General features: G+C 63.0%; 18 protein-coding genes. 10 read left to right on the forward strand and 8 right to left on the reverse strand.

The window, feature by feature from the left end:
* Window positions 1–18 precede the first annotated feature (18 nt).
* Window positions 19–1,584 (reverse strand): PAS-domain containing protein, encoded by a 1,566-nt coding sequence (locus G568_RS18675; protein WP_051202921.1) that lies wholly within the window; start codon window positions 1,582–1,584, stop codon window positions 19–21.
* 73 nt (window positions 1,585–1,657) lie between these two features.
* Window positions 1,658–3,052, reverse strand: a complete 1,395-nt coding sequence (gene regB, locus G568_RS0110680; protein ID WP_037374021.1) for a sensor histidine kinase RegB — start codon at window positions 3,050–3,052, stop codon at window positions 1,658–1,660.
* A 94-nt stretch (window positions 3,053–3,146) separates the two neighbouring features.
* Here regB and G568_RS0110685 point away from each other — a divergent pair, with 94 nt between their 5' ends.
* Window positions 3,147–3,785 carry an SCO family protein gene (locus tag G568_RS0110685; RefSeq protein ID WP_026758028.1) on the forward strand — a complete coding sequence of 213 codons (639 nt, stop codon included), beginning with the start codon at window positions 3,147–3,149 and terminating at the stop codon, window positions 3,783–3,785.
* Window positions 3,786–3,876: 91 nt separating this feature from the next.
* Window positions 3,877–4,428, forward strand: a complete 552-nt coding sequence (locus tag G568_RS0110690; RefSeq protein ID WP_026758029.1) for an ActR/PrrA/RegA family redox response regulator transcription factor — start codon at window positions 3,877–3,879, stop codon at window positions 4,426–4,428.
* 3 nt (window positions 4,429–4,431) lie between these two features.
* Here G568_RS0110690 and mutS read toward each other — a convergent pair whose 3' ends face one another.
* A complete protein-coding gene (gene mutS / locus G568_RS0110695) occupies window positions 4,432–7,044 on the reverse strand; it encodes a DNA mismatch repair protein MutS (protein WP_037374022.1) in 2,613 nt (870 codons plus the stop codon).
* Between the two features lie 161 nt (window positions 7,045–7,205).
* Between mutS and G568_RS0110700 the strand changes: the two genes are divergently transcribed.
* A complete protein-coding gene (locus tag G568_RS0110700; RefSeq protein WP_026758031.1) occupies window positions 7,206–9,461 on the forward strand; it encodes an NADP-dependent malic enzyme in 2,256 nt (751 codons plus the stop codon).
* Window positions 9,462–9,482: 21 nt separating this feature from the next.
* Here G568_RS0110700 and G568_RS0110705 read toward each other — a convergent pair whose 3' ends face one another.
* From G568_RS0110705 to G568_RS18680, 3 genes are all read right to left on the reverse strand, one after another.
* Window positions 9,483–10,811, reverse strand: a complete 1,329-nt coding sequence (locus G568_RS0110705; protein ID WP_026758032.1) for a UDP-glucose dehydrogenase family protein — start codon at window positions 10,809–10,811, stop codon at window positions 9,483–9,485.
* A 563-nt stretch (window positions 10,812–11,374) separates the two neighbouring features.
* Window positions 11,375–11,728 carry a hypothetical protein gene (locus tag G568_RS0110710; protein ID WP_026758033.1) on the reverse strand — a complete coding sequence of 118 codons (354 nt, stop codon included), beginning with the start codon at window positions 11,726–11,728 and terminating at the stop codon, window positions 11,375–11,377.
* Window positions 11,712–11,984 carry a rod-binding protein gene (locus G568_RS18680; protein ID WP_051202922.1) on the reverse strand — a complete coding sequence of 91 codons (273 nt, stop codon included), beginning with the start codon at window positions 11,982–11,984 and terminating at the stop codon, window positions 11,712–11,714. The genes G568_RS0110710 and G568_RS18680 overlap by 17 nt, the downstream gene beginning before the upstream one ends.
* Before the next feature lie 141 nt (window positions 11,985–12,125).
* On the opposite strand from G568_RS18680, the gene fliK reads away from it, so the two are divergent.
* From fliK to G568_RS18685, 3 genes are all read left to right on the forward strand, one after another.
* A complete protein-coding gene (gene fliK / locus G568_RS0110720) occupies window positions 12,126–13,637 on the forward strand; it encodes a flagellar hook-length control protein FliK (protein WP_026758034.1) in 1,512 nt (503 codons plus the stop codon).
* Between the two features lie 12 nt (window positions 13,638–13,649).
* Entirely contained in the window at window positions 13,650–14,309 is a 660-nt protein-coding gene (locus tag G568_RS0110725; RefSeq protein WP_026758035.1) for a flagellar hook capping FlgD N-terminal domain-containing protein, read from the forward strand.
* 76 nt (window positions 14,310–14,385) lie between these two features.
* Entirely contained in the window at window positions 14,386–15,285 is a 900-nt protein-coding gene (locus G568_RS18685) for an aminoglycoside phosphotransferase family protein (protein WP_051202924.1), read from the forward strand.
* On the opposite strand, the gene ubiB is transcribed toward G568_RS18685, so the two are convergent.
* Both ubiB and ubiE read right to left on the reverse strand, forming a co-directional pair.
* Window positions 15,280–16,815 (reverse strand): 2-polyprenylphenol 6-hydroxylase, encoded by a 1,536-nt coding sequence (gene ubiB / locus G568_RS0110735; RefSeq protein ID WP_026758036.1) that lies wholly within the window; start codon window positions 16,813–16,815, stop codon window positions 15,280–15,282. The two genes, G568_RS18685 and ubiB, sit on opposite strands and share 6 nt — an antisense overlap.
* Before the next feature lie 3 nt (window positions 16,816–16,818).
* Entirely contained in the window at window positions 16,819–17,571 is a 753-nt protein-coding gene (ubiE, locus tag G568_RS0110740; protein ID WP_026758037.1) for a bifunctional demethylmenaquinone methyltransferase/2-methoxy-6-polyprenyl-1,4-benzoquinol methylase UbiE, read from the reverse strand.
* Window positions 17,572–17,662: 91 nt separating this feature from the next.
* Here ubiE and mutM point away from each other — a divergent pair, with 91 nt between their 5' ends.
* The 4 genes from mutM to dnaA all read left to right on the forward strand — a co-directional run bounded on the left by mutM (window position 17,663) and on the right by dnaA (window position 21,777).
* Window positions 17,663–18,514 carry a bifunctional DNA-formamidopyrimidine glycosylase/DNA-(apurinic or apyrimidinic site) lyase gene (gene mutM, locus G568_RS0110745; protein WP_026758038.1) on the forward strand — a complete coding sequence of 284 codons (852 nt, stop codon included), beginning with the start codon at window positions 17,663–17,665 and terminating at the stop codon, window positions 18,512–18,514.
* Between the two features lie 64 nt (window positions 18,515–18,578).
* Window positions 18,579–19,355 (forward strand): enoyl-CoA hydratase, encoded by a 777-nt coding sequence (locus G568_RS0110750; protein ID WP_026758039.1) that lies wholly within the window; start codon window positions 18,579–18,581, stop codon window positions 19,353–19,355.
* Window positions 19,356–19,601: 246 nt separating this feature from the next.
* Window positions 19,602–19,865: a 30S ribosomal protein S20 gene (rpsT, locus tag G568_RS0110755; RefSeq protein ID WP_026758040.1), complete on the forward strand. Its 264-nt coding sequence runs from the start codon at window positions 19,602–19,604 to the stop codon at window positions 19,863–19,865.
* 526 nt (window positions 19,866–20,391) lie between these two features.
* The gene (gene dnaA / locus G568_RS0110760) at window positions 20,392–21,777 is read left to right on the forward strand and encodes a chromosomal replication initiator protein DnaA (protein ID WP_026758041.1); all 1,386 of its coding nucleotides are present in this window, start codon (window positions 20,392–20,394) and stop codon (window positions 21,775–21,777) included.
* The last annotated feature ends 66 nt before the right edge of the window (window positions 21,778–21,843 follow it).

Genomic DNA, 21,843 nt, shown 5'->3' on the forward strand with positions numbered 1-21,843 from the left:
CTGTCCCTGCAAGTGGGATCATCCCGGGATCTGTGCCAAATCCCGGATGCTGGCGGCCTGGGTTCGGCGAAAGGCAACCATCGTGGCGCCATGGCTGAGCGGGGCGACGTGGCAGGCCAGCATATCACCGCTGGCAAGCCGCACCTCGCCGCGCCAATCGGTTGTGGCGCCGGGGTTCGAGAAATACGCCTGCATCCGTGTCCAGGCCGGGGTTGCACCGCATTTTTGGCGCCAAAGGGTGATACAATCGGTCAGGGTCATCTCGGCAAAGCTGCTGTCGGGGTCGGTTGCCCAAAGATCGCGATACGGCGCGTTGCAGAAATCCAGCACGCCGCTGGGCGAGAACACCGCTACCGCCTGATCGAGGTGGTTCATCATGGATTGCCCCAGTTCCAATTGCGCGCGATAGCGGCGGGTCGAGGCGACCTCGGCGCTGATGTCCTCGAAAAGGAAGGCAATGGCGCCATCGGGGTGCGGCCGCCCGGTGACGCGGTATGTCAGGCCCGAGGGCAGCGACCAGGTTTCCTGGTAGCGCCCGTCGCTGGCGGCGGCGATGACATCGGATATTTCCTCGCGCCAGGTGGCGTAATTGCGCGGCTCTGGCATCATCTGCAGTTCGCGCATCTGGTCGAACATGGTCAGCAGGTCGGGCCGCGCGCTCAGGAATTCGGCGGACAGGCCGGTGAGATTGGTCAGCGCCGGGTTGAACAGGGCCAGGCGGCGCGAGCGGTCGAATATGGCCAGCCCGGTGGAGAGCTGCGCAAAGGTCTTGGCCAGCGTTTGAACGAAGTTGCGCTGCGCGATTTCGGCATTCACCACGGCGTTGACGTCTGTTGCGTAGTGCATATGCCCGCCATTGACGCGCGTCGAGCTGACATCGAACCAATGCACTTGATCGCCCGCCGTCAGGGACACCCGTTGGCATGTGGAAGTGTCGGCGTCTTGGTCGGGCAGGTCAAATAGGGGTGTAATGGTGTTCGGCTGCGCCTGATCGTCAACGCCCAACCTGTCCGCAAGGGTGCGATAGGCGCGGTTTGCCCAGGTCACGGTGCCCGCGTTCGACACCTGCCACACGGGATAGGGGGTGTTCTGGACCGCCTGTTGCAGGGTCGTCATCTCGGACTCGAGGATTTGCAGGTGATGGCGGCCCACCGAAGACAGGGGGGCGTCGGCGCATTCATCCATCAGGCAGACGCGGATAACGCCGTCGTGCCATTCGGCGGTGACATGCGCATGGGCGGCCAGCGTACTGGTCGGGATGTCCAGGTGGCCGGCCGCACGCACTGCGTCAGGCGCGCCGGGAAAGGACGGAAAACGCGGCGCCAGCGCGCGGCGAAGGCGGGCCCAGTCGTTGTCATTGCCGCCCGGCACCGAGGCAAGGAGTGCGGCAGCCGGCGGCGTGGAATCAAGCAGGGTGGTGTCGTCGAACAGGAAGCAGGTGGCGTTTTCATCCCTTTTCAGTAGGGCGCGCCGCCCCGTTTCGGCCCGCCGCTCGCGCCACGAGGTGAGCCAGAACGCAACGATCGCGGTACACCCGCCGATCGCGACAGTGCCAAGAAGTTGGGAGATTGGCAGATAGGTCATGCTATGCCTCACGCGTTCGGGACAAGGCATGCTGTGCCAAGAATGGTTAAGACACTATTAAATTGCGCAAAGTTCAGCCAGTTATCTGCTGATTGGGGCCAAGCGCGCCATCGCCCGGGTCGGCATCCAGCGCGTGCCGGGGCCATGTCAACTCGACAATGGCACCGCATTGCGCCGATTGGCCGGCGCGGGCGTGGCCGGGATCGATACCATTGGCAAAGCTAAGCTCGGCCCCCGCCCGTTCAAGCAGCGTTTTCGCGATAAAAAGGCCAAGGCCCATCCCCTCGTATCCGGGGCGGGGTGTGCCCTGATCGGGGGTGCGGCGGCGGCGCACGAACGGATCGCCGATGCGCCCGATCAGATCGACAGGGTAGCCGGGGCCATCATCCATGATCCGCAGCGTGACGCGATCGGCGGACCACTCGGACTCGATCCAGACATTGGCGGCGGCAAAATCCACGGCGTTCTGGATCAGGTTGCGCAACCCGTGGATGATTTCGGGGCGCCGATACACGGTGGGTTGCGGGCCGGCGCTCTCGTCATTCGCCTCGGCCACGAGAAAGTGGATCTGCTTGCCGCGCGCGGTGTGGGGTTCGGCCGCTTCTTCGATCAGGGCGCTGAGCGGGGCGCTGCGCATGTGCAGATCGTCCTTTCCGGCGCGACCCATGGAGCGCAGGATGTCGCGGCAGCGATCCGCCTGATCGCGGATCAGCGCGGCATCGTCGCGCAAATCGGGGCGATCGGCGAGATCCTCCATCAGTTCGGCGCTGGTCAGCTTGATCGTGGCGAGGGGCGTGCCCAGCTCATGCGCGGCGGCGGCGACCACGCCGCCCAGGTCGGTTAGCTTCTGCTCGCGGGCCAGGGCGATTTGCGTGGCCTGAAGCGCATCGGACATGGCGTGCATTTCCACGGCAACGCGGCGGGAATAGACGCTTAGAAACACCACGGCAATCACGATCGACGCCCATGCGCCGAACACGAAGATATCGGGGATGCGCATGATGAACCCCTGTTCTGTGCGCAGGGGGACGTGAAACTGGCTGAGCAGACTGACCATGAGGATCGCGGTCAGGCCCATGAACACCGTCGATCTGAGGCTGAGGGCCGAGGCGGATACCATCACCGGCCCGATGATCAGGATCGAGAACGGGTTGTTCAGGCCGCCGGTGAGATACAGCAACATCCCCAGTTGCAGGAGGTCGAACAGCACCATCAGCAGGTTTTCGGTTTCCGAAAGCCGCTTGTTTTCCGGGAAGATGAACAGCGAAAGAAGGTTGCCGATCACGGCGACGCCGACCACCATCAGGCACGCCCCCATCGGTAGGTCGAGGCGATAGATCTGTTGCGAGACGACTAGCGCCGCAAGCTGCCCCACGATGGCGACCCAGCGTAGCAGGATGATGGTGCGCAACCTGATCCAGTTGCCGCGCTGGCGCCCTTTGAGAACGCTGAGATCGGTGTTTGTCATGTGCGCGGCTACGTCCCGTTGCAATCCTTCTTGTGATGATAAATATGCAGCACAGACCGATCAATGACCACGCCATCCGCCCAGGAGAGACGAAATGACCCGCAATATAGCCATCCTCGCGGCCGTGGGGGCCGTTCTTTTCATCGCGGTGTTGACCGGGATCACCCTTTTCGGTGGATCGGACGGCGATGCAGACAAGTACGCGCAATGCCGATCTTCCAAGGTGGCGGGTGGCTCATCGCAGATAGGCGGGCCGTTCACCCTGGTGGATGAAACCGGCAAGACGGTGACGGATGCCGATGTGATCGACAAGCCGTCGCTTTTGTATTTCGGGTACTCGTTTTGCCCCGATGTCTGCCCGCTGGACAATTCCCGCAACGCCGAGGCGATCGAGCTTCTGGAGGAGCGGGGCAAGATCGTGAAGCCGGTGTTCATCTCGATCGACCCGGCGCGCGATACGCCCGAATTGCTGGCTGATTTCACCGAGAACCTGCACCCGCGGATGGTGGGCCTGACCGGTACGCCCGAGCAGGTCAAGGCGGCCAGCCAAGCCTATCGCACGTATTACAAGAAGAATGAGCCCGAAGAGGGCAACGAGGATTATTACCTGGTGGACCATTCGACGTTCAGCTACCTGGTTTTCCCCGATGAGGGGTTCGTCGAGTTTTTCAAGCGCGACTTGAGCCCCGGGCAATTGGCCGACAAGGTCGAGTGCTTTCTCGAGGCGCGCTGAGGCGCTTTGCTTGAAGCCCTGTGTTTGACGGGCCGTGGCCTGCGCTATAGATAACATGCTAAGACCCTTGCGTAGGCTGAGGAGGATTAGCATGGCAATCGACCAGCGAGAGATCGGTGAAGACAAGAGTTTGCTCTTGCTGGATGATGACGAGCCATTCCTGAGACGCCTTGCCAAGGCGATGGAGCGGCGCGGCTTCGAGGTGGAAACCGCGCTATCCGTTGCGGCGGGGCAGGCGATTGCCACCGCACGGCCGCCCGCCTACGCGGTGTGCGATCTGCGGCTGGAGGATGGCAACGGCCTCGACGTGGTCGAGGTGTTGCGCGAAAAGCGTCCCGATTGCCGGATTGTGGTTCTGACGGGATACGGCGCGATTGCCACCGCGGTAGCCGCCGTCAAGATCGGCGCAACGGATTACCTGTCGAAACCTGCCGATGCCACCGACATCACCAACGCCCTGCTGGCCAGCGAGGACGACCCGCCGCCGCCGCCCGAGAACCCGATGAGCGCCGACCGCGTGCGGTGGGAGCATATTCAGCGGGTTTACGAGCTATGCGATCGCAATGTCAGCGAAACCGCGCGGCGATTGAACATGCACCGCCGGACGTTGCAGCGCATCCTTGCCAAGCGCTCGCCGCGCTGAGGGTTACTCGCCCAGCTCTGCCTTTAGATCATAAATCGCCTGAAGCGCCTCGCGCGGGGTCATCTCGTCGGGGTGGATGGCGTGCAGGCGTTCGGCGATGGGCGATGCCTCATCGGGTTTTTGCGGCGCGGGGGCGGGCGCGGCCGAAAACAGCGGCAGATCGTCGATGATCGCCTTTTGCTTGCCCGCGCCTTCCCGCTCGCCGGTTTCCAGCGCCTCTAGGATGACGCGCGCGCGGGCGATCACGGGGGCGGGCAGGCCCGCCAGCTTGGCTACCTGCACCCCGTAGGAGCGATCAGCCGCGCCCTTGCGCACCTCGTGCAGGAAAACCACGTCGCCGGCGTGTTCCTTGACCGCGACGGTGGCGTTTTCCACGCGGGGCAGCTTGCCCGCCAGCGCCGTCAGCTCGTGATAATGGGTGGCAAACAGCGCGCGGCAGCGGTTCACCTCGTGCAGGTGTTCCAGCGTGGCCCATGCGATCGACAAGCCATCATAGGTGGCGGTGCCGCGCCCGATCTCATCAAGGATGACCAGCCCGCGATCATCGGCCTGGTTCAGGATGGCGGCGGTTTCGACCATTTCCACCATGAAGGTCGAGCGCCCGCGCGCCAGGTCGTCCGACGCGCCGACGCGGCTGAACAATTGGCTGACGATGCCGATGCGGGCACTGTTGGCGGGCACGAAGCTGCCCATTTGCGCCAACAGGGCGATCAGGGCATTCTGCCGCAAAAAGGTGGATTTGCCGGCCATGTTGGGGCCGGTCAGCAGCCATAGATCCGATTGCTCGCCCAACACGCAATCATTGGCGATAAAGGGCGATCCGGCCTGTTTTAGAGCCTGTTCAACCACCGGATGGCGCCCCCCCGCGATGTCCAGCGCGCGAGAACTGTCCACCTGCGGGCGGCACCATCCCTCGCCCCGCGCCAGATCGGCCAGCGCGATCGCCAGATCCAGTTCTGCCAGCGAGGCGGCGGCGGCGGCAATCGGGCCGGCCTGTTCAAGAATTTGCGATTTCAGGCTGTCATAGAGCCGCTTTTCGATATCAAGCGCGCGGCCGCCTGCGTTGAGAATGCGGGTCTCCATCTCGGTTAGGGCGGGGGTGGTGAAACGAAGCTGGTTCGCCGTGGTCTGCCGGTGCTTGAAGCTGTCGGAAAGGGGCGGCGAAAGCATCTTTTCGGAATGGGTGGCGGTGACCTCGATGAAATAGCCAAGAACGTTGTTGTGCTTGATCTTGAGCGATGAAATCCCGGTTTCGCGGGCATAGTCCTGCTGCATGCGGGCGATGACGCCGCGGCCTTCGTCGCGAAGCTGGCGCAATTCGTCCAGTTCGGTGTCATAGCCGGGGGCGATGAACCCGCCATCGCGCGCCAGAAGGGGCGGCTCGGCCACAAGGGCCTGATCCAGCAGGTCAAGAAGCGCGTCGTGCCCCGTGAGAGACGACAAAGCGCGTTGAAGCAGGTCGGGCAACTCGGTGCCATCGAGGGTGGCGGCGATCTCGGCGGCTTGCGTCAACCCGCCCCGCACGGCAGCCAGATCGCGCGGTCCGCCCCGATCAAGCCCCAGCCGCGACAACGCGCGATCCAGGTCGGGCACCTTACGCAGCGCGTCGCGCAGGCGGGCAGATATATGAGACTGTTCCACCATGAATGACACGCAATCGAGCCGCTCGGCGATGACCCCAAGTACCTGCGAGGGGCTGGAAAGCCGCCGCTCAAGCAGGCGGGCACCGGCGGCGGTTACGGTGCGATCCACCGCCGCCAGAAGCGAGCCGGCGCGGCCGCCCGAAAGGCTCTGGGTCAGTTCAAGGTTGCGGCGTGTTGCGGCGTCGATCTGCATAACGCGGGTGGCATTTTCGCGCTGCGGTGGGCGCAGCAGGGGCAGGCGCCCGCGCTGCGTGACATCAAGGTAATCCACGATCGCGCCCATGGCGGCCACCTCGGCGCGGGTGAACTGCCCGTAGGCATCAAGGCTACCGACGCCAAACAGATCACGCAGGCGCTTGTCGCCATTGGTGCTATCGAACGAGGTGCGGCCCAGCCCGGTTGGGGATGCACCCGATTCAGAGACTGTTTCGGCCAATTCGGCCTCAAGCGTTTCGGGCAGGATCACTTCGGACGGCATCAGGCGGGCCAGTTCGGGGCCAAGGCGCACGGCGGGCAGCTCCATCACGTGAAACGATCCGGTCGAGATATCGACCCATGCCAGCGCCCCGGCGTCGCGCACGCGGGCATAGGCGGCAAGGTAGTTGTGACGGCGCGCTTCCAGAAGGCTATCCTCGGTGAGGGTGCCGGGGGTGACGAGGCGCACCACCTCGCGCCGGACAACGGCCTTGGAGCCGCGCTTTTTCGCGGTGGCCGGATCTTCCATCTGTTCGCAGACGGCGACACGAAAGCCTTTGCGGATCAGGGTCAGCAGGTACCCTTCGGCGGAATGCACGGGCACGCCGCACATGGGGATGTCGGCGCCCTCGTGCTTGCCCCGCTTGGTCAGGGCGATATCCAGCGCCTCGGCCGCGGCGACGGCGTCGTCGAAGAACATCTCGTAGAAATCGCCCATCCGGTAGAACAGCAGCGCGCCATCGTACTGCGCCTTGATCTCGAGGTACTGCGCCATCATGGGCGTGACGGTTGCGGTGTTGGAACTCACGATTGCCCCCCAGAGTTTCGCCCGGACCTTACAAACCACGCACCGCAGGGAAAAGGCGAAAACGCAGCGCGGTTGAGGCGCGGGCGTTCACGGGGTAAGAGGTTGGAACCCAATCAAGGCAGGCACGACACATGTCCAAATCCAAGATCACCCCGGAAGAGGCGCTATCCTTTCACCTGGAGCCGACACCCGGCAAGTTCGAGATCACTGCGACGGTTCCGATGACGACGCAGCGCGACCTGAGCCTGGCGTATTCGCCGGGGGTTGCCGTGCCATGCGAGGCAATCGCCGAGGCACCGGAAACGGCGTTCGACTACACCAACAAGGGCAACCTCGTGGCGGTGATCAGCAACGGCACCGCGGTTCTGGGCCTGGGCAACCTGGGGGCGCTGGCCTCCAAGCCGGTGATGGAGGGCAAGGCGGTTCTGTTCAAGCGCTTCGCGGATGTGAACAGCATCGATATCGAGCTGGATACCGAGGATGCCGACGCATTCGTGGACGCGGTCAAGCTGATGGGGCCGACATTCGGGGGGATCAACCTTGAGGATATCAAGGCGCCAGAGTGTTTCATCATCGAGCAGCGCCTCAAGGAAGAGATGAACATCCCCGTGTTCCATGACGATCAGCACGGCACCGCGGTGATCTGTGCGGCGGGGCTTATTAATGCGCTGCATCTGTCGAGCAAGAAGATCGAGGATGTGCGCATCGTCGTCAACGGCGCGGGGGCGGCTGGTATCGCTTGTATCGAGCTGCTGAAGTCCATGGGCGCGCGGCATGACAACTGCATCCTGTGCGACACCAAGGGCGTGATCCACCAGGGCCGCAAGGACGGCATGAACCAATGGAAATCGGCCCATGCGGCCAAAACCGACGCGCGCACCCTGGAAGAGGCGATGGACGGCGCGGACGTGTTCCTTGGCGTGTCGGTCAAGGGGGCAGTGACGCAAGCCATGGTGGCGTCGATGGCCGACAACCCGGTGATCTTCGCCATGGCCAACCCCGACCCCGAGATCACGCCAGAGGAGGCGCACGAGGTGCGCGTCAATGCCATCGTGGCTACCGGGCGTAGCGATTATCCCAACCAGGTGAACAACGTTCTGGGCTTTCCCTACCTGTTCCGGGGGGCGTTGGACATTCACGCGCGTGCGATCAACGACGAGATGAAGATCGCCTGTGCCGAGGCGCTGGCGGCGCTGGCGCGCGAGGATGTCCCCGACGAGGTGGCGATGGCCTATGGCCGAAACCTGACGTTCGGGCGCGATTACATCATTCCCACGCCGTTCGATCCGCGCCTGATACACCGGATACCGCCGGCAGTGGCGCGTGCGGGGATGGAAACCGGCGCGGCGCGGCGGCCGATCATCGACATGGATGCCTATGAGCTGAACCTCAAGTCGCGAATGGACCCGACCGCATCGATTCTGCGGGGCATTCACACCCGGGCCAAGGCCAACCAGGCGCGCATGATCTTTGCCGAAGGGGACGATCCGCGCGTGTTGCGGGCGGCGGTGATGTATCAGCGCTCCGGTCTGGGCAAGGCCCTTGTCGTGGGGCGTGAGGCCGATGTGAAGGAAAAGCTGGAGGTGTCTGGCCTGGCGGACGCGGTGCGCGAGATCGAGGTGGTGAACGCCGCCAACACCAGTCATCTGAGCACCTACAAGGAGTTCCTTTATGGCCGGTTGCAGCGAAAGGGCCACGACCGGCACGACATTCACCGGCTGGCCGCGCGCGACCGGCACGTGTTCGCGGCGCTGATGCTGGCGCATGGGCATGGCGACGGGTTGGTGACGGGCGCGACGCGCAAGTCGGCCCACGTGATGGAGCGGATCAACTACGTGTTCGACGCGGACGCGGCGCATGGGGCGGCCGGGGTAACGGCACTTTTGCACAAGGGGCGGATCGTGCTGATTTCCGACACCCTGGTGCATGAGTGGCCCGACCAGGAGGACCTAGCCAACATCGCGGAGCGGTCGGCGGCGGTGGCGCGGCACCTCGGGCTAGAGCCGCGTGTGGCCTTTGTCAGCTTTTCAACGTTCGGCTACCCGGTGTCCGAGCGGGCCGAGAAGATGCACCTGGCGCCGCAGGTTCTGGAGAAGCGGGGCGTCGATTTCGAGTTCGAAGGCGAGATGACGGTCGATGTCGCGCTGAACGTGAAGTCGCAAGATGCCTACCCGTTCCAGCGCCTGACCGGGCCGGCGAATGTCCTGGTTGTGCCGGCGCGGCATTCGGCGTCGATTTCCGTGAAGCTGATGCAGGAAATGGCGGGCGCCACGGTGATCGGGCCGATCCTGTCGGGCGTAGACAAGTCGATCCAGATCTGTTCGTCTGGATCGACGGTCAATGACATCCTGAACATGGCGATCCTGTCGGCCTGCAAGGTTGGCTGAGGCAAACGGGGCGCCTGCCCCTCAATCCTCGGGCGGAAGGAGCGAGGGGCGGCCAACGGAGGCGTAGGTGTGAAAGCCCGCGCTCTTGGCGTCCTTGAGGGAATAGACGTTGCGCAAATCGGCCATATTGGCGTCGGCCATCTTGCGCGCGATCCTTTTCAGGTCCAGCGCGCGGAACTCGTTCCATTCAGTGAGCAGGACCAGCAGATCGGCGTTGTGGGCGGCCTTGTACGGGTCATCAAGCCAATGCACGCCGGGCAGAAGCGCCTCGCCCTCGCGGCGGCCCTGGGGATCGACCACGCGCACCTTGGCGCCGCCACCGACAAGCGCCGGCACGATATCGAGCGCGGGTGAATCGCGCATGTCATCGGTGTTGGGTTTGAACGTCACACCCAGCACCGCGATGGTCTTGCCGTTGAAGGAGCCGCAGCACAGATCCAGCAGCTTGTCGATCATCCGCCGCTTGACGCCATCGTTCACCGCGATCACCGTCTCGGTGATGTGCATGGGCACGGAGTGGTCTTGTCCGATTCGGGCCAGGGCCTTGGTATCCTTGGGAAAACATGACCCGCCATAGCCCGGGCCGGCATGCAGGAACTTGTTGCCGATCCGGCCATCCAGCCCCATGCCGCGCGCGACCTGCTTGACGTCGCCGCCGGTGCGTTCGCACAGGGCGGCGATCTCGTTAATGAAGCTGATCTTGGTCGCCAGGAACGCGTTGGCGGCGTATTTGATCATCTCGGCGCTTTCCAGATCGGTGGTCAGGATCGGAAAGTCCCGCAGGTAGAGGGGACGATAGATCTCGGCCATGACGGCGGCTGCGCGCTCGGACTGAACGCCTACGACGACGCGATCGGGTTTCATGAAATCGTCGATCGCGGCGCCTTCGCGCAGGAACTCGGGGTTCGAGGCGACGTCGAAATCAAGGTCCGGGTTGGCCTTTTTCACGGTTTGCTTGACCATCCGGTTGGTGCCCACCGGCACCGTCGATTTGGTGACGATGACGATGTAATGATCGGCGGTGCGGGCGATATCCTCGGCCGCGGCCATAACGTGGCGCAGGTCGGCATGCCCATCCCCGCGACGCGAGGGGGTGCCAACGGCAATGAACACTGCATCGGCCCCGTCGAGCGCCTTGGCCAGGTCGCCGGTAAAGGACAAGCGGCCGGCCTCGACGTTGCGGGTCATCACCGCCTCCAGCCCCGGCTCGTATATGGGCACCTCGCCCCGCTCGAGCATCTCGATCTTGGCGGGGTCCTTGTCGACGCAGACAACCTCGTGCCCGAAATCCGACAGGCACACGCCCGAAACCAAACCCACGTAACCTGTGCCGAGCATTGCAATCTTCATGGAATTCCCTCTCAAAAAATGCGTCGCGCGTTCAACGTGCCGGAGGAGCACCACCGATCCAGTTACCGTCTAGCGCGAACCGGCGGGAGAAAAAAGAACGATGCATGCGGTGAATAAAAAACCCGCGGGGGACAGTGGCATGGGATGCTGCCTGCTTTACGAGGAGGGGGCAGGCGGAATGCGTAGAAGTTTAAACGTTAAGCTGCTCTTAAAGCAGGGCTGCTAGCACTGATCCCGGGTGAGTAGAAGGTGACGGGAATGGGGACGCAATCCAATGCGCCGCCAGTCATCATCAAAAGAAAAAAGATTGCAGCTGGCGACGCGCATCATGGCGGGGCATGGAAGGTTGCCATATGTTTCTTCCTTCAATCGGCGGGCGGCTTTGCGCCCGGAGCGTGGCCCTGCATGTGTAGGTTTGATCAAAGGTCTTCTGACCCGTGCAGGGGCAGTGCCGCCGCCCGCGCCATTCGGCTATCCGAATGCCGGTTAAGCCTGTGGTCCGAAATGCTAAGAGAGGCCTAACCATCACCGGACGCGTACGGCGAATTCGTGTAAAATTGACATCAACTGCGTCGCTCCAGGCGGTGCTGCACTTGCCCGATGGTGCTGTGCGCGCCGGTGTCGTCATATGTCCTGAGGGTATGGCGCGCATTCTGCCGGGTGCCGATTCTTCGTATGGCGGCGCGCATGCCCCGAAGGGCCGCATCCAGCAGGGAACGATTGCGGGCAATGAGGGGGCGGATCTGCGCGATTCGCACTTGGCTTGCCGCATCCAAACCTGACAAAGCGTGCATCAGGCGTTCCTTTTCCGACAACAGCCGGGGCAGTCTTTCCAGATCACCCTTCAGGAGTGCGCCGCGCTCCCGGATGAGCAGATCTTCGAGTGCATCCAAGAGAGCATCAGCGTGCATCGTCATCTTCCTTCAGCGCGTGAAACAGGGCTTCAGAAAGGCCTATCCCTCCGGCCTTGACCATCTCTTCGGCCTGCGCGTGGCGCAGGAACGATGCGAACTGATCCTCACCCGCACCGCCGCCATGGGTCTCGGGGGTTTCACCCAACCCGGCGGATTTCAGCATCTCCGCGAGGAACCCGGCCTCCAACTTCTGCGCCGCGTCCCGCAAGGCCGCGTCGGGTGTTGGCCGGGCCGCATGATCTGCGTTCGGGGTATTCATTGGGCCGAGAAGGGGCGAAATACCGGGCATTCCAAATAGCTCCAATTGATAGTGATTTGGCCATCCTGACTGAACTACGGTAAAGAAGCGGTAACCAAATCCGGGTTATCTGGCTCAAGCCAATGAAATCCGGAGCATCACATGCCAGACGTCCAAACTGCCTTGTCGCCCTTGGCGCCGTCGCTGGGGCAGGTCATGCCGGCCAAGGCGCTGACCACGCCAGACGGATGGCAACCATTCAGCGCACACCTCGATCTGTTGCCTGTCGAAGATGCGGCGCAAGCAGGTTTGGCAGAGGACGGAACCGCGGCGGCCGACGCCGCCGTGAATGTGCCTGATGTCCTGATCGGTGCGCTTCCCGCTGGGACGGCCGCACCTCATCCGGATGGCGGGGCGCCTGAGCAACGGGATGTTCCGGCGACACCGCCATCCGGTGGGATCAAACGGCGCACGCCGGATCAGATACTTCAGGTTGACGGCGGTCTGCCGCAGCGTCCGGATGCGGGCGGAGAGGCGCGCGCCGATGGTTTGGCCGCGTCGCCCGGGCGAAGCGCCCCCGAGGGGGGGCGAGACGGGAAAATGATGATTGCGCAGCAATCGGTGCCTGATGCCACGCCGGTGCACGCCGCTCTGCGCAAGGCGCAGCCTGTCGCTGATCCAAAAACGATGGTGCCACCAAAAGCGGAGCAGGCAGAAAAGGCACCTCGTGAGGTGCCTGCGGTTGACCGGGTAGGCGCCACTCGGGCGAGCGGTCCGGCAACCGTCGTGGCAGAGCCAAAGCTTGCGCCAAACCCGGCCCCCGCCACTCAGCCGCCGGATCCAGCCCCCACAATTCGGGCGTCTTCAAGTGCGAGTGGCGGAACAGCGCAGCCGGCAAAGCTTCCCGAGGGGATGGAGCAGATAGCCGCGTCGGGGTTGGCTGCTACGCAGGCGCAGAGCACCCTGCGCCCCGCGCCCACCCCGCCCAAGCGAGACGTACCATCGGCCAGGGCCGACGCGGGCGACCGCCGGGCGCCGCCAGAGGCGCAGATGGAATTCGACACGCGCAGCAACACAGCCGCCCGCGTGCCCGCGGTTGCCGCCCGCCCCGACGCGGACGAGGTTGCCCGGGGCGGCTTTTCTCAGACCTTGGAGATCAAAGAAATGCAGGGGAAATCATCCGCTATGACCGCCGAAAGCGAGATCTCCGGGTTGGCGGTTTCTACACCTACGGCGGTCGCCCGGGGCGCGCCCGGCTACCTGCAAACTGCGGCCCCGGACATTCCCCGACAGATCGCTGTACAGCTTGCGGACGCGATGCCACAGGCGCAGGGCCGCGACGTTGAGATCTCGCTCAATCCGCAGGAGCTGGGCCGGGTTCGTATCAGCCTGAATGCCAATGATGCCGGCGTGAATATGGCGATCACCGCCGAGCGGGGCGAGACGCTCGACCTCATGCGGCGCCATATCGATCAACTGGCACAGGAATTTCACGACATGGGGTATGGCGACGTGAGCTTTTCTTTCGGTCAGTCGGGCAAGGGGCAGGACCAAGGCGATCCGCAGACTGTAGCGGGCCAGGTGGCCGCGCCGGATCAACAGGGAATGCCGCTTGATCCCGCCGCGCCGCCGCGCCCGATCGCCGCCGCCTCTGGGCTGGACCTCAGGATATAAGGAGTTCTCACCATGGACGTTACCGCAGCCGCCAGCACGGCAGGCGCCTCGCCCCCCAACGCCAAACCTGCCGCCGATAGCGCGGCGTTGAGTTCGGATTTCGAGACGTTCCTGAAGATGCTGACCGCGCAAATGCGCAACCAGGACCCGCTCAATCCCGTCGATTCGAGCGATTATGCCGTGCAATTGGCCACGTTCTCATCGGTGGAGCAGCAAGTTCTGACGAACGAGCTGTTGTCGGACCTGGGGGCGGGATTGAACGGGGGCATCACGGAGCTGGCAGGGTGGATCGGGATGCAGGCGCGCGCGCCTGTCGATGGGCATTTCACCGGCACGCCTCTTGACGTCGCCTTTACGCCGGAGCTGGCGGCGGACCGCCAGGAACTTGTCATTCGCGATGCGCAGGGCGCCGAAGTGGGGCGCAGTGCAGTGCCGCCGGGGCAGACATCGATCCGGTGGGGTGGCCTTGGGGCAACGGGGCAGATGCTTCCCGAGGGTCCCTATTCCTTCGAGGTCGAAAGCTATGGCGGCGACACGCTCCTGAGCACGCAACAGGCGCAAGTCTACTCGCGCGTCATCGAAGCCCGGATCGAGGATGGCGCGCCGGTTCTTGTCCTTGACAGCGGCGCCCGGGTCGCGCCCGAAACCGTTACCGCCCTGCGCAGCGGCTGAGCTGGCCTTGCCATGGCGCGCCACGTTCCATAGCGTTTGGCCAACCGAATGGACCCTGGCAGAAAGAGCCGCTGCAATGGCATCTGATTACGCGCACCTCGTGCGCTATCTTGAGGAAGAGGGCATAGTGCCTTCCGGCGCATCCTGGACCCGGATGGAGGGCGGGCGCACCAACCGCCTGTGGAAGCTGGACGCTGGCAAAGGCACCGATGCGTTGGTTGTCAAACTCTATAGTCACGCCGCCCCCAACCCGATGTTTCCAAATCAGCCCGAGGCCGAGGAACGCGTATTGCGGCATCTGGTCGGGCAAGGGGTGGCGCCGGAGTGCCACGCGTTGCTTGAAACCCCGCTGGGGCCTTGCCTGATCTACCGCTACTTGCCTGGCGCGCCCTGGCGCACGGACCCGGCGCCGGTTGCGCGTCAACTGCGCCGCCTTCACCAGATGCCCGCCCCGCCCGACCTGCGGCACGGGGTGGATGGTGCTGCCCAGATCATTGAACAGACACGGCTGATCCTGTCGCATGTCCCGCAAAAGCAATCGCGCGAGCATGAACAGACGTTGCCGCGACTGGCGCTACCGGGCCCATCGGGGCAGCGCGCGCTGTTGCACGGTGACGTGGTGCCGGGCAACCTGGTGATGGCATCGGAGGGGCCGGTTCTTATCGATTGGCAGTGCCCCGCAGCCGGCGATCCGGCAGAGGACCTGGCCATTTTCCTATCGCCCGCGATGCAGCAGCTCTATTGCGGTCGCCCGTTGGACAAGGCAGAGCGCGCGGCGTTTCTGGCGGCGTATGACGACCCGGAAACCATCGCGCGGCTTCGTGCGCTTGCTCCGTGGCATCACTGGAGGATGGCGGCCTATTGTCTTTGGCGCCTGCATCAGGGGGCCACGGATTATGCCGAGGGGTACGCACTCGAACGTGCTGCGCTGTGCCGGTATGCCGAAAGCGCAGCGGCACGCGACGCCGTTCTATGACAGCAGCAAGGCCGCCGCGATTGTCCCGCCCGCGCCCAGGATAGACCCCGCGACCAACCAAACCGCTGGCCAAAGCCAGCTGGGGTGGGGTTTCGGCTCTGGCGGCGCGGCCTGCCGGATCAGGGCATTTTCCACCAGATTTGGCAGGCGAGGCCCGAAACGCGCCAAAACGCGCGCCGTCTTGGCCAGATCGCGGGCAACGGCGCGCGGTCCGATGCTTTGGCGGATGTAATCCTCGACAATGGGCCGGGCGACTTCCCAGATGTTGATCTGCGGGTGGAGCGAGCGAGAGACCCCCTCGACCACCACCATCGTGCGTTGCAACAGGATCAGTTCCGTCCGGGTTTCCATGCCGAAGCGTTCGGTTACTTCGAACAGGTAGCTAAGAAGCCGGCCCATCGAGATATGCGATGCATCCATACCGAAAATCGGCTCGCCAACTGCACGTAGGGCGCGGGCAAACTCGTCAACATCGCGATCGGGCGGCACATATCCCGCCTCGAAATGCACTTCGGCGACACGTTGGTAGTCGCGCTTGATGAAGCCGAACAGAATCTCGGCATAGACGCGGCGGGTATATTCGTCGATATGCCCCATGATCCCGAAATCATAGGCGATGATCTTGCCATCGCTGCTGACCTTCAGGTTCCCCTGATGCATGTCGGCGTGAAAGAACCCGTCGCGCAGGGCATGGCTCAGAAACAGCTTCAGAACCCGCTCACCCAGCGCGGCGCGGTCATGCCCCGCCGAATCGAGCGCCGCATTGTCGCCCAACGGCACCCCTTCGGCCCAACTCATGGTCATGACCCGGCGCGAGGACAGCGACCAGTTGATCGCGGGCAGGCTAAAGCCGTCGTCGCCCGACGTGTTGGCCGCGTATTCCGACGCGGAGGACGATTCGAGCCTTAGATCCAGCTCGCCCAGAACGACGCCTTCGAAATGAGAGATCACATCGGTCGGGCGCAAGCGCCGGGACGCGGGCGAGAGGAACTCGATCATGCCGGCGGCGAAATAGAACGCGTCGATGTCCTTGCGAAAGGCGCGCTCGATCCCCGGGCGAAGGACCTTTACGGCAACATCCTGCCCGGTGTCGCGGAGGCACGCACGGTGCACCTGCGCGATCGAGGCGGCCGCGACCGGCTCGGACAATTCCGAGAATATCTCGTCCACCGTCAGGCCCAATTCTTCCTCGATGCTGGCCTTTGCCTGTTCGATCGAGAAGGGCGGCAACTTGTCCTGCAGAACCCGCAGTTGCACCGCCAGCTCATCGCCCACGACATCCGGTCGCGTCGAAAGCACCTGGCCAAACTTGATGTAGGCTGGCCCAAGCGCGGTGAGCGCCCGCGTCGCCGGCGGCATCGCCGCGTCGCCCTTGTAGCCCAGCCACCGAAACGGCCAGGCCAGCGTGCGAAACACGATGCGCAAGGGGCGGGGCGCGTCGAACGCATCAAGAACGACACCCATCGCGCCGGTGCGTTCAAGGGTGGCGCCGGTGCGAATCAGCCGCCAGATATTATGAGGTCCACGCATCGATCAGATTTTCCAGCCAGAGTGCAGCGCCGCTATGCCCATGCTCAAATTACGGTACTTTGCCTGTTCAAATCCGGCCTCCCGAAGCATGGAAAGGAACGTATCCTGATCGGGAAAACGGCGGATCGATTCGACGAGGTATTGATAGCTGTCGCGATCATTTGCGATGAGCTGCCCCATGCGTGGAATGATATTGAAGCTGTAGATGTCATAAACGCGCTGCATCAACTCGTTCGGGATCTGGCTGAACTCCAGCACCATCAGCCGCCCACCAGGGCGCAGCACGCGGTAAGCCTCGGCCAGCGCAGCTTGCGGGCGCGTGACGTTCCGGATGCCGAAGCTGATCGTGTAGGTGTCAAAGGTGTTGTCGGCGAATGGCAGCGCCATCGCATCCCCAACGATCCAGTCCAGCGATGACGCCAGTTTCTCGGCCTCGGCGCGTTTGCGTCCCTCGACAAGCATCGGTTCGGTAAGGTCCAGAACGGTGGCGTGCGCCTGCCCCGCGCGTGCAAGGTATCGGAACGCGATATCGCCCGTGCCCCCCGCAACATCCAGAAGCCGCGTGTTGGGGCGGGGCGCAAGCCAATCCATCATCGCGTCTTTCCAGATGCGGTGGATACCTGCGGACATGACATCGTTCATCACGTCGTACCTTGAGGCGACGCTGCCGAATACGCCTCGCACGCGGGACGCCTTTTCCGATTCCGGTACCGTTTGATATCCGAAATGCGTGGTGGTGTTGTCCTGCTCGCTCATGAAACCTTGCCGATCCGTTGCTTCACCCTTCTTATAGGGCGCATGCAGGTAGCTGCAATGCGCCCGTGTGTCCCCGGCCAGGAGAAGACGTATGCCAGAATTGCCAGAGGTCGAAACAGTGCGCCGTGGATTGGCCCCCGTGATGGAGGGGCATCGCATTGCGCGCGCGCAGGTCAACCGCCCCGACCTGCGCTGGCCGTTCCCGCGGGATATGGCTGCGCGGCTGACCGGGCGGCGGGTTGAGGCGCTCAGGCGCCGGTCGAAATATATCCTGGCCGATCTGGATTCGGGTGAGTCGCTGTTGATTCATCTAGGGATGTCCGGGCGGATGCAGGTGTCCGGTGATCCGCTGGGGCATTTTGCACATGCCCATGCGGCGCCCGAAAAGCACGATCATGTCATACTGGAAATGGAGGGCGGCGCGCGTATCATCTTCAATGACCCGCGCCGGTTCGGGGCGATGGATTTGCTGCCGACGGCAAACCAGGAGGCGCACAAACTGCTGGCGTCCTTGGGGCCAGAGCCACTGGGAAATGCCTTTGACGAGCTGTACTTGGTGTCCGCCCTGCGCGGGCGCGGGACGCCGATAAAATCCGCGCTGCTGGATCAACGGATCGTTGCGGGGCTTGGAAATATCTATGTCTGCGAAGCACTTTACCGTGCCCGGATCTCTCCGCGCCGCCGGGCGGGGCGAATTGCCGCGGCACGGGTCGCGGCGTTGGTGCCTGTGATTCGACAAGTGCTGCTGGACGCCATCGACGCGGGCGGCTCGTCCTTGCGCGACCACAGGCAAGCCAACGGGGACCTGGGGTATTTTCAACACAGCTTTGACGTTTATGGCCGCGAGGGCTCGGCATGCCGAACAGAGGGTTGCGCCGGCACCGTGCGCCGCATTACGCAATCGGCGCGCTCGAGCTTCTATTGCCCCCGGTGTCAAAGATAACTTGAACCGATCTCGCGAATGGGTCAGGAGTCGGGCTTGATCGAAACAAGCGAAAGCAGATTTCATGGCCTATGAGACGATCATCGTCGAAGTAGAAGATCACGTTGCCCTGATAAAGCTCAACCGCCCCGAAGCCATGAATGCGCTGAACGAGCAATTGCTTGGCGAGTTGGCGCACGCGTTGACCGAGGCACAAAAGAACGACAAGGCGCGCTGCATCGTTGTCACCGGCTCGGACAAGGCGTTTGCCGCTGGGGCCGACATCAAGATGATGAGCGAGAAAAGCTTTGTCGATGTCTTTGCCGGAGATCTGTTCACGGACGAATCCGAGCAAATTATGCGCGTGCGCAAGCCCATCATAGCAGCCGTGTCCGGCTATGCCTTGGGCGGCGGGTGCGAATTGGCGATGATGTGCGATTTCATCATCGCGTCCGACACGGCCAAATTCGGCCAGCCCGAGATCAACCTTGGCGTTGTCGCCGGTATCGGAGGCACGCAGCGCCTGACGCGGTTCGTGGGCAAATCCAAGGCGATGGACATGAACCTGACCGGGCGGTTCATGGACGCCGAAGAGGCCGAGCGCTCTGGCCTCGTCAGCCGAGTCGTGCCCACCAAGAAGCTGATGGAAGAGGCAATGGGCGCGGCCCAGAAGATTGCCGAGAAGTCCATGATCACGACGATGGTCGTCAAGGAAGCGGTGAACCGCTCCTACGAGACCACCCTGCGCGAGGGGCTTTTGTTCGAGCGGCGCGTGTTCCATTCGCTCTTTGCGACCGAAGATCAAAAAGAGGGCATGAACGCCTTCCTTGAAAAGCGTAGCGCGCAATTCAGGGACCGCTAATCGGCCGCTGGGTTGTGGCGGGTGCGGCCCGGCGATGCGCGGCGGCCTGCGGCCTTGATTCCGCGCGAGGGGCTATACCGAACGGCCGCCCCCTTTTTGCCCTTTGCAACAGCGGGGAATTCGCGTATGTGCCCCCTCGTACATGCGCGTGATGCCCGCTCTGGCAAGAATCATCCGGTGGTTCCCACCCGGCCGGGCACAGTTGCGTTCGAAATTTTGTAACAGCCCGGAAACAGGGGAACAGACATGGCCAATACGCCGCAATCGAAAAAGCGCGCTCGTCAGAGCGCAAACCGTCTCCAGATCAACAAAGCGCGCCGCTCGCGCATCCGTACGCACCTGCGCAAGGTCGAAGAGGCTATCGCGTCGGGCGACAAGGATGCAGCAGCCACAGCCCTGCGCAACGCCCAGCCCGAGCTGATGCGCGGTGTGACCAAGGGGATATTCCACAAGAACACGGCATCGCGGAAAATTTCGCGTCTGTCCGCGCGGGTAAAGTCGCTCGGCTGAGGCACGCCTGCCCGCCCTCTATGTCATTGAGTTGAAAAGCGCCGCTTCGTGCGGCGCTTTTTGTTGCGGCGTGACATTGCCGCCGCGCGCCAGAGATTCTTTTTCGAGATACCCGAGTCAAGGCGTAAGATCAGTTGCCACCGCTAGAAGCGCGTTGCTAAATTCAACCTGCGATTCACGTCGCCTTGGGGGGACAGGTCAGGTTAAGGTCTGCATTGGACAGGCCCACGTCTGTAGATAGTTCATGAAGCGCTTGGGCGTTAGTGATTTCTGTGTTCTGTTCTCAGGGTTTTCGCCCTGACCACGTCCATCAAGAAGGCGCGCAGTTCGCGCAACCAGGCCGGGCCGCTGCCGTGAGCAGGTATCGCTCGCTGGGTGCCGACTGTGTGCAAACGGTCCGGTAGGGGCGGCTTGGCTATCGCCATTTGGTGATTGGGTCAGAGCTGTTTTTGCCGATAGGGTACCAGTGCTGCGGGGCGTGTGTGACATCCGCTAGTGGGGAAGAATTGATGTGGAACAGGGACGCATGACAAAAGAACAATGGGGCCAGCTGCAACAAAGCCTGCTAACGACTGTCGGGAAAAACAATTACACGAACTGGATCGAACCTCTTGAGTTTGCCAATGTCTCCGAAGGTGTCGCCACCTTTTTTGTGCCGACGAGCTTTCTCGGGAATTACGTATCGCAGAATTTTGGCGATCTGATCCTGCACAAGTTGAAACAATTTGGTGCGGATGTGCGCCGTATCCATTTTCAGGTGTCGAACAATGGCGCCGCGCGGGCCCATACCGATGCGCCGCGAACGGCGGCACTTGCGGCAAGCGATCCGCACACATCCTCCCCTCCGCGCACCGCTCGCCGCGACGGCGCGTTGCCCGGTGCACCATTAGATGATCGGTTCACTTTTGAAACCTTTGTCGTGGGCAAGCCCAACGAATTGGCGCACGCCGCCGCGCGCCGCGTGGGCGAAGGCGGGCCGGTAACCTTCAACCCGCTGTTCCTCTATGGTGGCGTCGGTCTGGGCAAGACGCACCTGATGCACGCAATCGCGTGGGAGCTGCAGTCATCTAGACCCGAGCTTAATGTCGTGTACCTGTCGGCGGAACAGTTCATGTATCGCTTCGTGCAGGCGTTGCGCGATAGCAAGATGATGGATTTCAAGGAACTTTTCCGCGCCGTGGATGTCCTGATGGTGGATGACGTGCAATTCATCGCGGGCAAGGGCTCAACGCAGGAAGAATTCTTTCACACGTTCAACGCGCTGGTCGATGGCAACAAGCAGATCATCATATCGGCCGACCGTGCCCCCGGCGAGATCAAGGATCTGGAGGACCGGATCAAGAGCCGCCTGCAATGCGGCCTGGTGGTCGATCTGCACCCCACGGACTATGAATTGCGCCTTGGGATTCTCCAAACCAAGGTGGAAAACCACCGCCAGCAGTATCCGGGCCTTGAGATCAATGATGGCGTTCTTGAATTTTTGGCACACCGTATCAGCACCAATGTGCGTGTTCTCGAAGGTGCCCTGACGCGCTTGTTCGCCTTTGCCTCGCTGGTTGGGCGCGAAATCACGATGGAGCTGACGCAGGATTGCCTTGCCGACGTGCTACGCGCGTCCGAGCGCAAGATCACCATCGAAGAGATTCAGCGCCGCGTGAGCGAGCATTACAACATCCGCCTGTCCGACATGATCGGCCCCAAGCGCGTGCGAACCTACGCGCGCCCGCGCCAGGTGGCGATGTACCTGTGCAAGCAACTGACCAGTCGCTCGCTTCCGGAAATTGGCCGCCGGTTTGGGGGGCGCGATCATACAACGGTCATGCATGGCGTGCGCCGGATCGAAGAGCTCAAGACGCAGGATGGTCAGATAGCCGAGGATCTGGAAATGCTGCGCCGGACCCTGGAAGCCTAGTAAAGCGGCAACAAGCACCGCGCCGGACGCCTTTGGGCGGATGCGGCCTTGACGGGCCCGTGTTTC

This window comes from Sediminimonas qiaohouensis DSM 21189, from assembly GCF_000423645.1.
Lineage (GTDB): Bacteria > Pseudomonadota > Alphaproteobacteria > Rhodobacterales > Rhodobacteraceae > Sediminimonas > Sediminimonas qiaohouensis.

What these genes read in the sequence shown, in the direction of transcription:
- G568_RS18675 (WP_051202921.1), bottom strand. Translation starts at nt 1,584, where the DNA reads ATGACCTATCTGCCAATCTCCCAACTTCTTGGCACTGTCGCGATCGGC.
- regB (WP_037374021.1), bottom strand. Translation starts at nt 3,052, where the DNA reads ATGACAAACACCGATCTCAGCGTTCTCAAAGGGCGCCAGCGCGGCAAC.
- G568_RS0110685 (WP_026758028.1), top strand. Translation starts at nt 3,147, where the DNA reads ATGACCCGCAATATAGCCATCCTCGCGGCCGTGGGGGCCGTTCTTTTC.
- G568_RS0110690 (WP_026758029.1), top strand. Translation starts at nt 3,877, where the DNA reads ATGGCAATCGACCAGCGAGAGATCGGTGAAGACAAGAGTTTGCTCTTG.
- mutS (WP_037374022.1), bottom strand. Translation starts at nt 7,044, where the DNA reads ATGATGGCGCAGTACCTCGAGATCAAGGCGCAGTACGATGGCGCGCTG.
- G568_RS0110700 (WP_026758031.1), top strand. Translation starts at nt 7,206, where the DNA reads ATGTCCAAATCCAAGATCACCCCGGAAGAGGCGCTATCCTTTCACCTG.
- G568_RS0110705 (WP_026758032.1), bottom strand. Translation starts at nt 10,811, where the DNA reads ATGAAGATTGCAATGCTCGGCACAGGTTACGTGGGTTTGGTTTCGGGC.
- G568_RS0110710 (WP_026758033.1), bottom strand. Translation starts at nt 11,728, where the DNA reads ATGACGATGCACGCTGATGCTCTCTTGGATGCACTCGAAGATCTGCTC.
- G568_RS18680 (WP_051202922.1), bottom strand. Translation starts at nt 11,984, where the DNA reads ATGAATACCCCGAACGCAGATCATGCGGCCCGGCCAACACCCGACGCG.
- fliK (WP_026758034.1), top strand. Translation starts at nt 12,126, where the DNA reads ATGCCAGACGTCCAAACTGCCTTGTCGCCCTTGGCGCCGTCGCTGGGG.
- G568_RS0110725 (WP_026758035.1), top strand. Translation starts at nt 13,650, where the DNA reads ATGGACGTTACCGCAGCCGCCAGCACGGCAGGCGCCTCGCCCCCCAAC.
- G568_RS18685 (WP_051202924.1), top strand. Translation starts at nt 14,386, where the DNA reads ATGGCATCTGATTACGCGCACCTCGTGCGCTATCTTGAGGAAGAGGGC.
- ubiB (WP_026758036.1), bottom strand. Translation starts at nt 16,815, where the DNA reads ATGCGTGGACCTCATAATATCTGGCGGCTGATTCGCACCGGCGCCACC.
- ubiE (WP_026758037.1), bottom strand. Translation starts at nt 17,571, where the DNA reads ATGAGCGAGCAGGACAACACCACCACGCATTTCGGATATCAAACGGTA.
- mutM (WP_026758038.1), top strand. Translation starts at nt 17,663, where the DNA reads ATGCCAGAATTGCCAGAGGTCGAAACAGTGCGCCGTGGATTGGCCCCC.
- G568_RS0110750 (WP_026758039.1), top strand. Translation starts at nt 18,579, where the DNA reads ATGGCCTATGAGACGATCATCGTCGAAGTAGAAGATCACGTTGCCCTG.
- rpsT (WP_026758040.1), top strand. Translation starts at nt 19,602, where the DNA reads ATGGCCAATACGCCGCAATCGAAAAAGCGCGCTCGTCAGAGCGCAAAC.
- dnaA (WP_026758041.1), top strand. Translation starts at nt 20,392, where the DNA reads ATGACAAAAGAACAATGGGGCCAGCTGCAACAAAGCCTGCTAACGACT.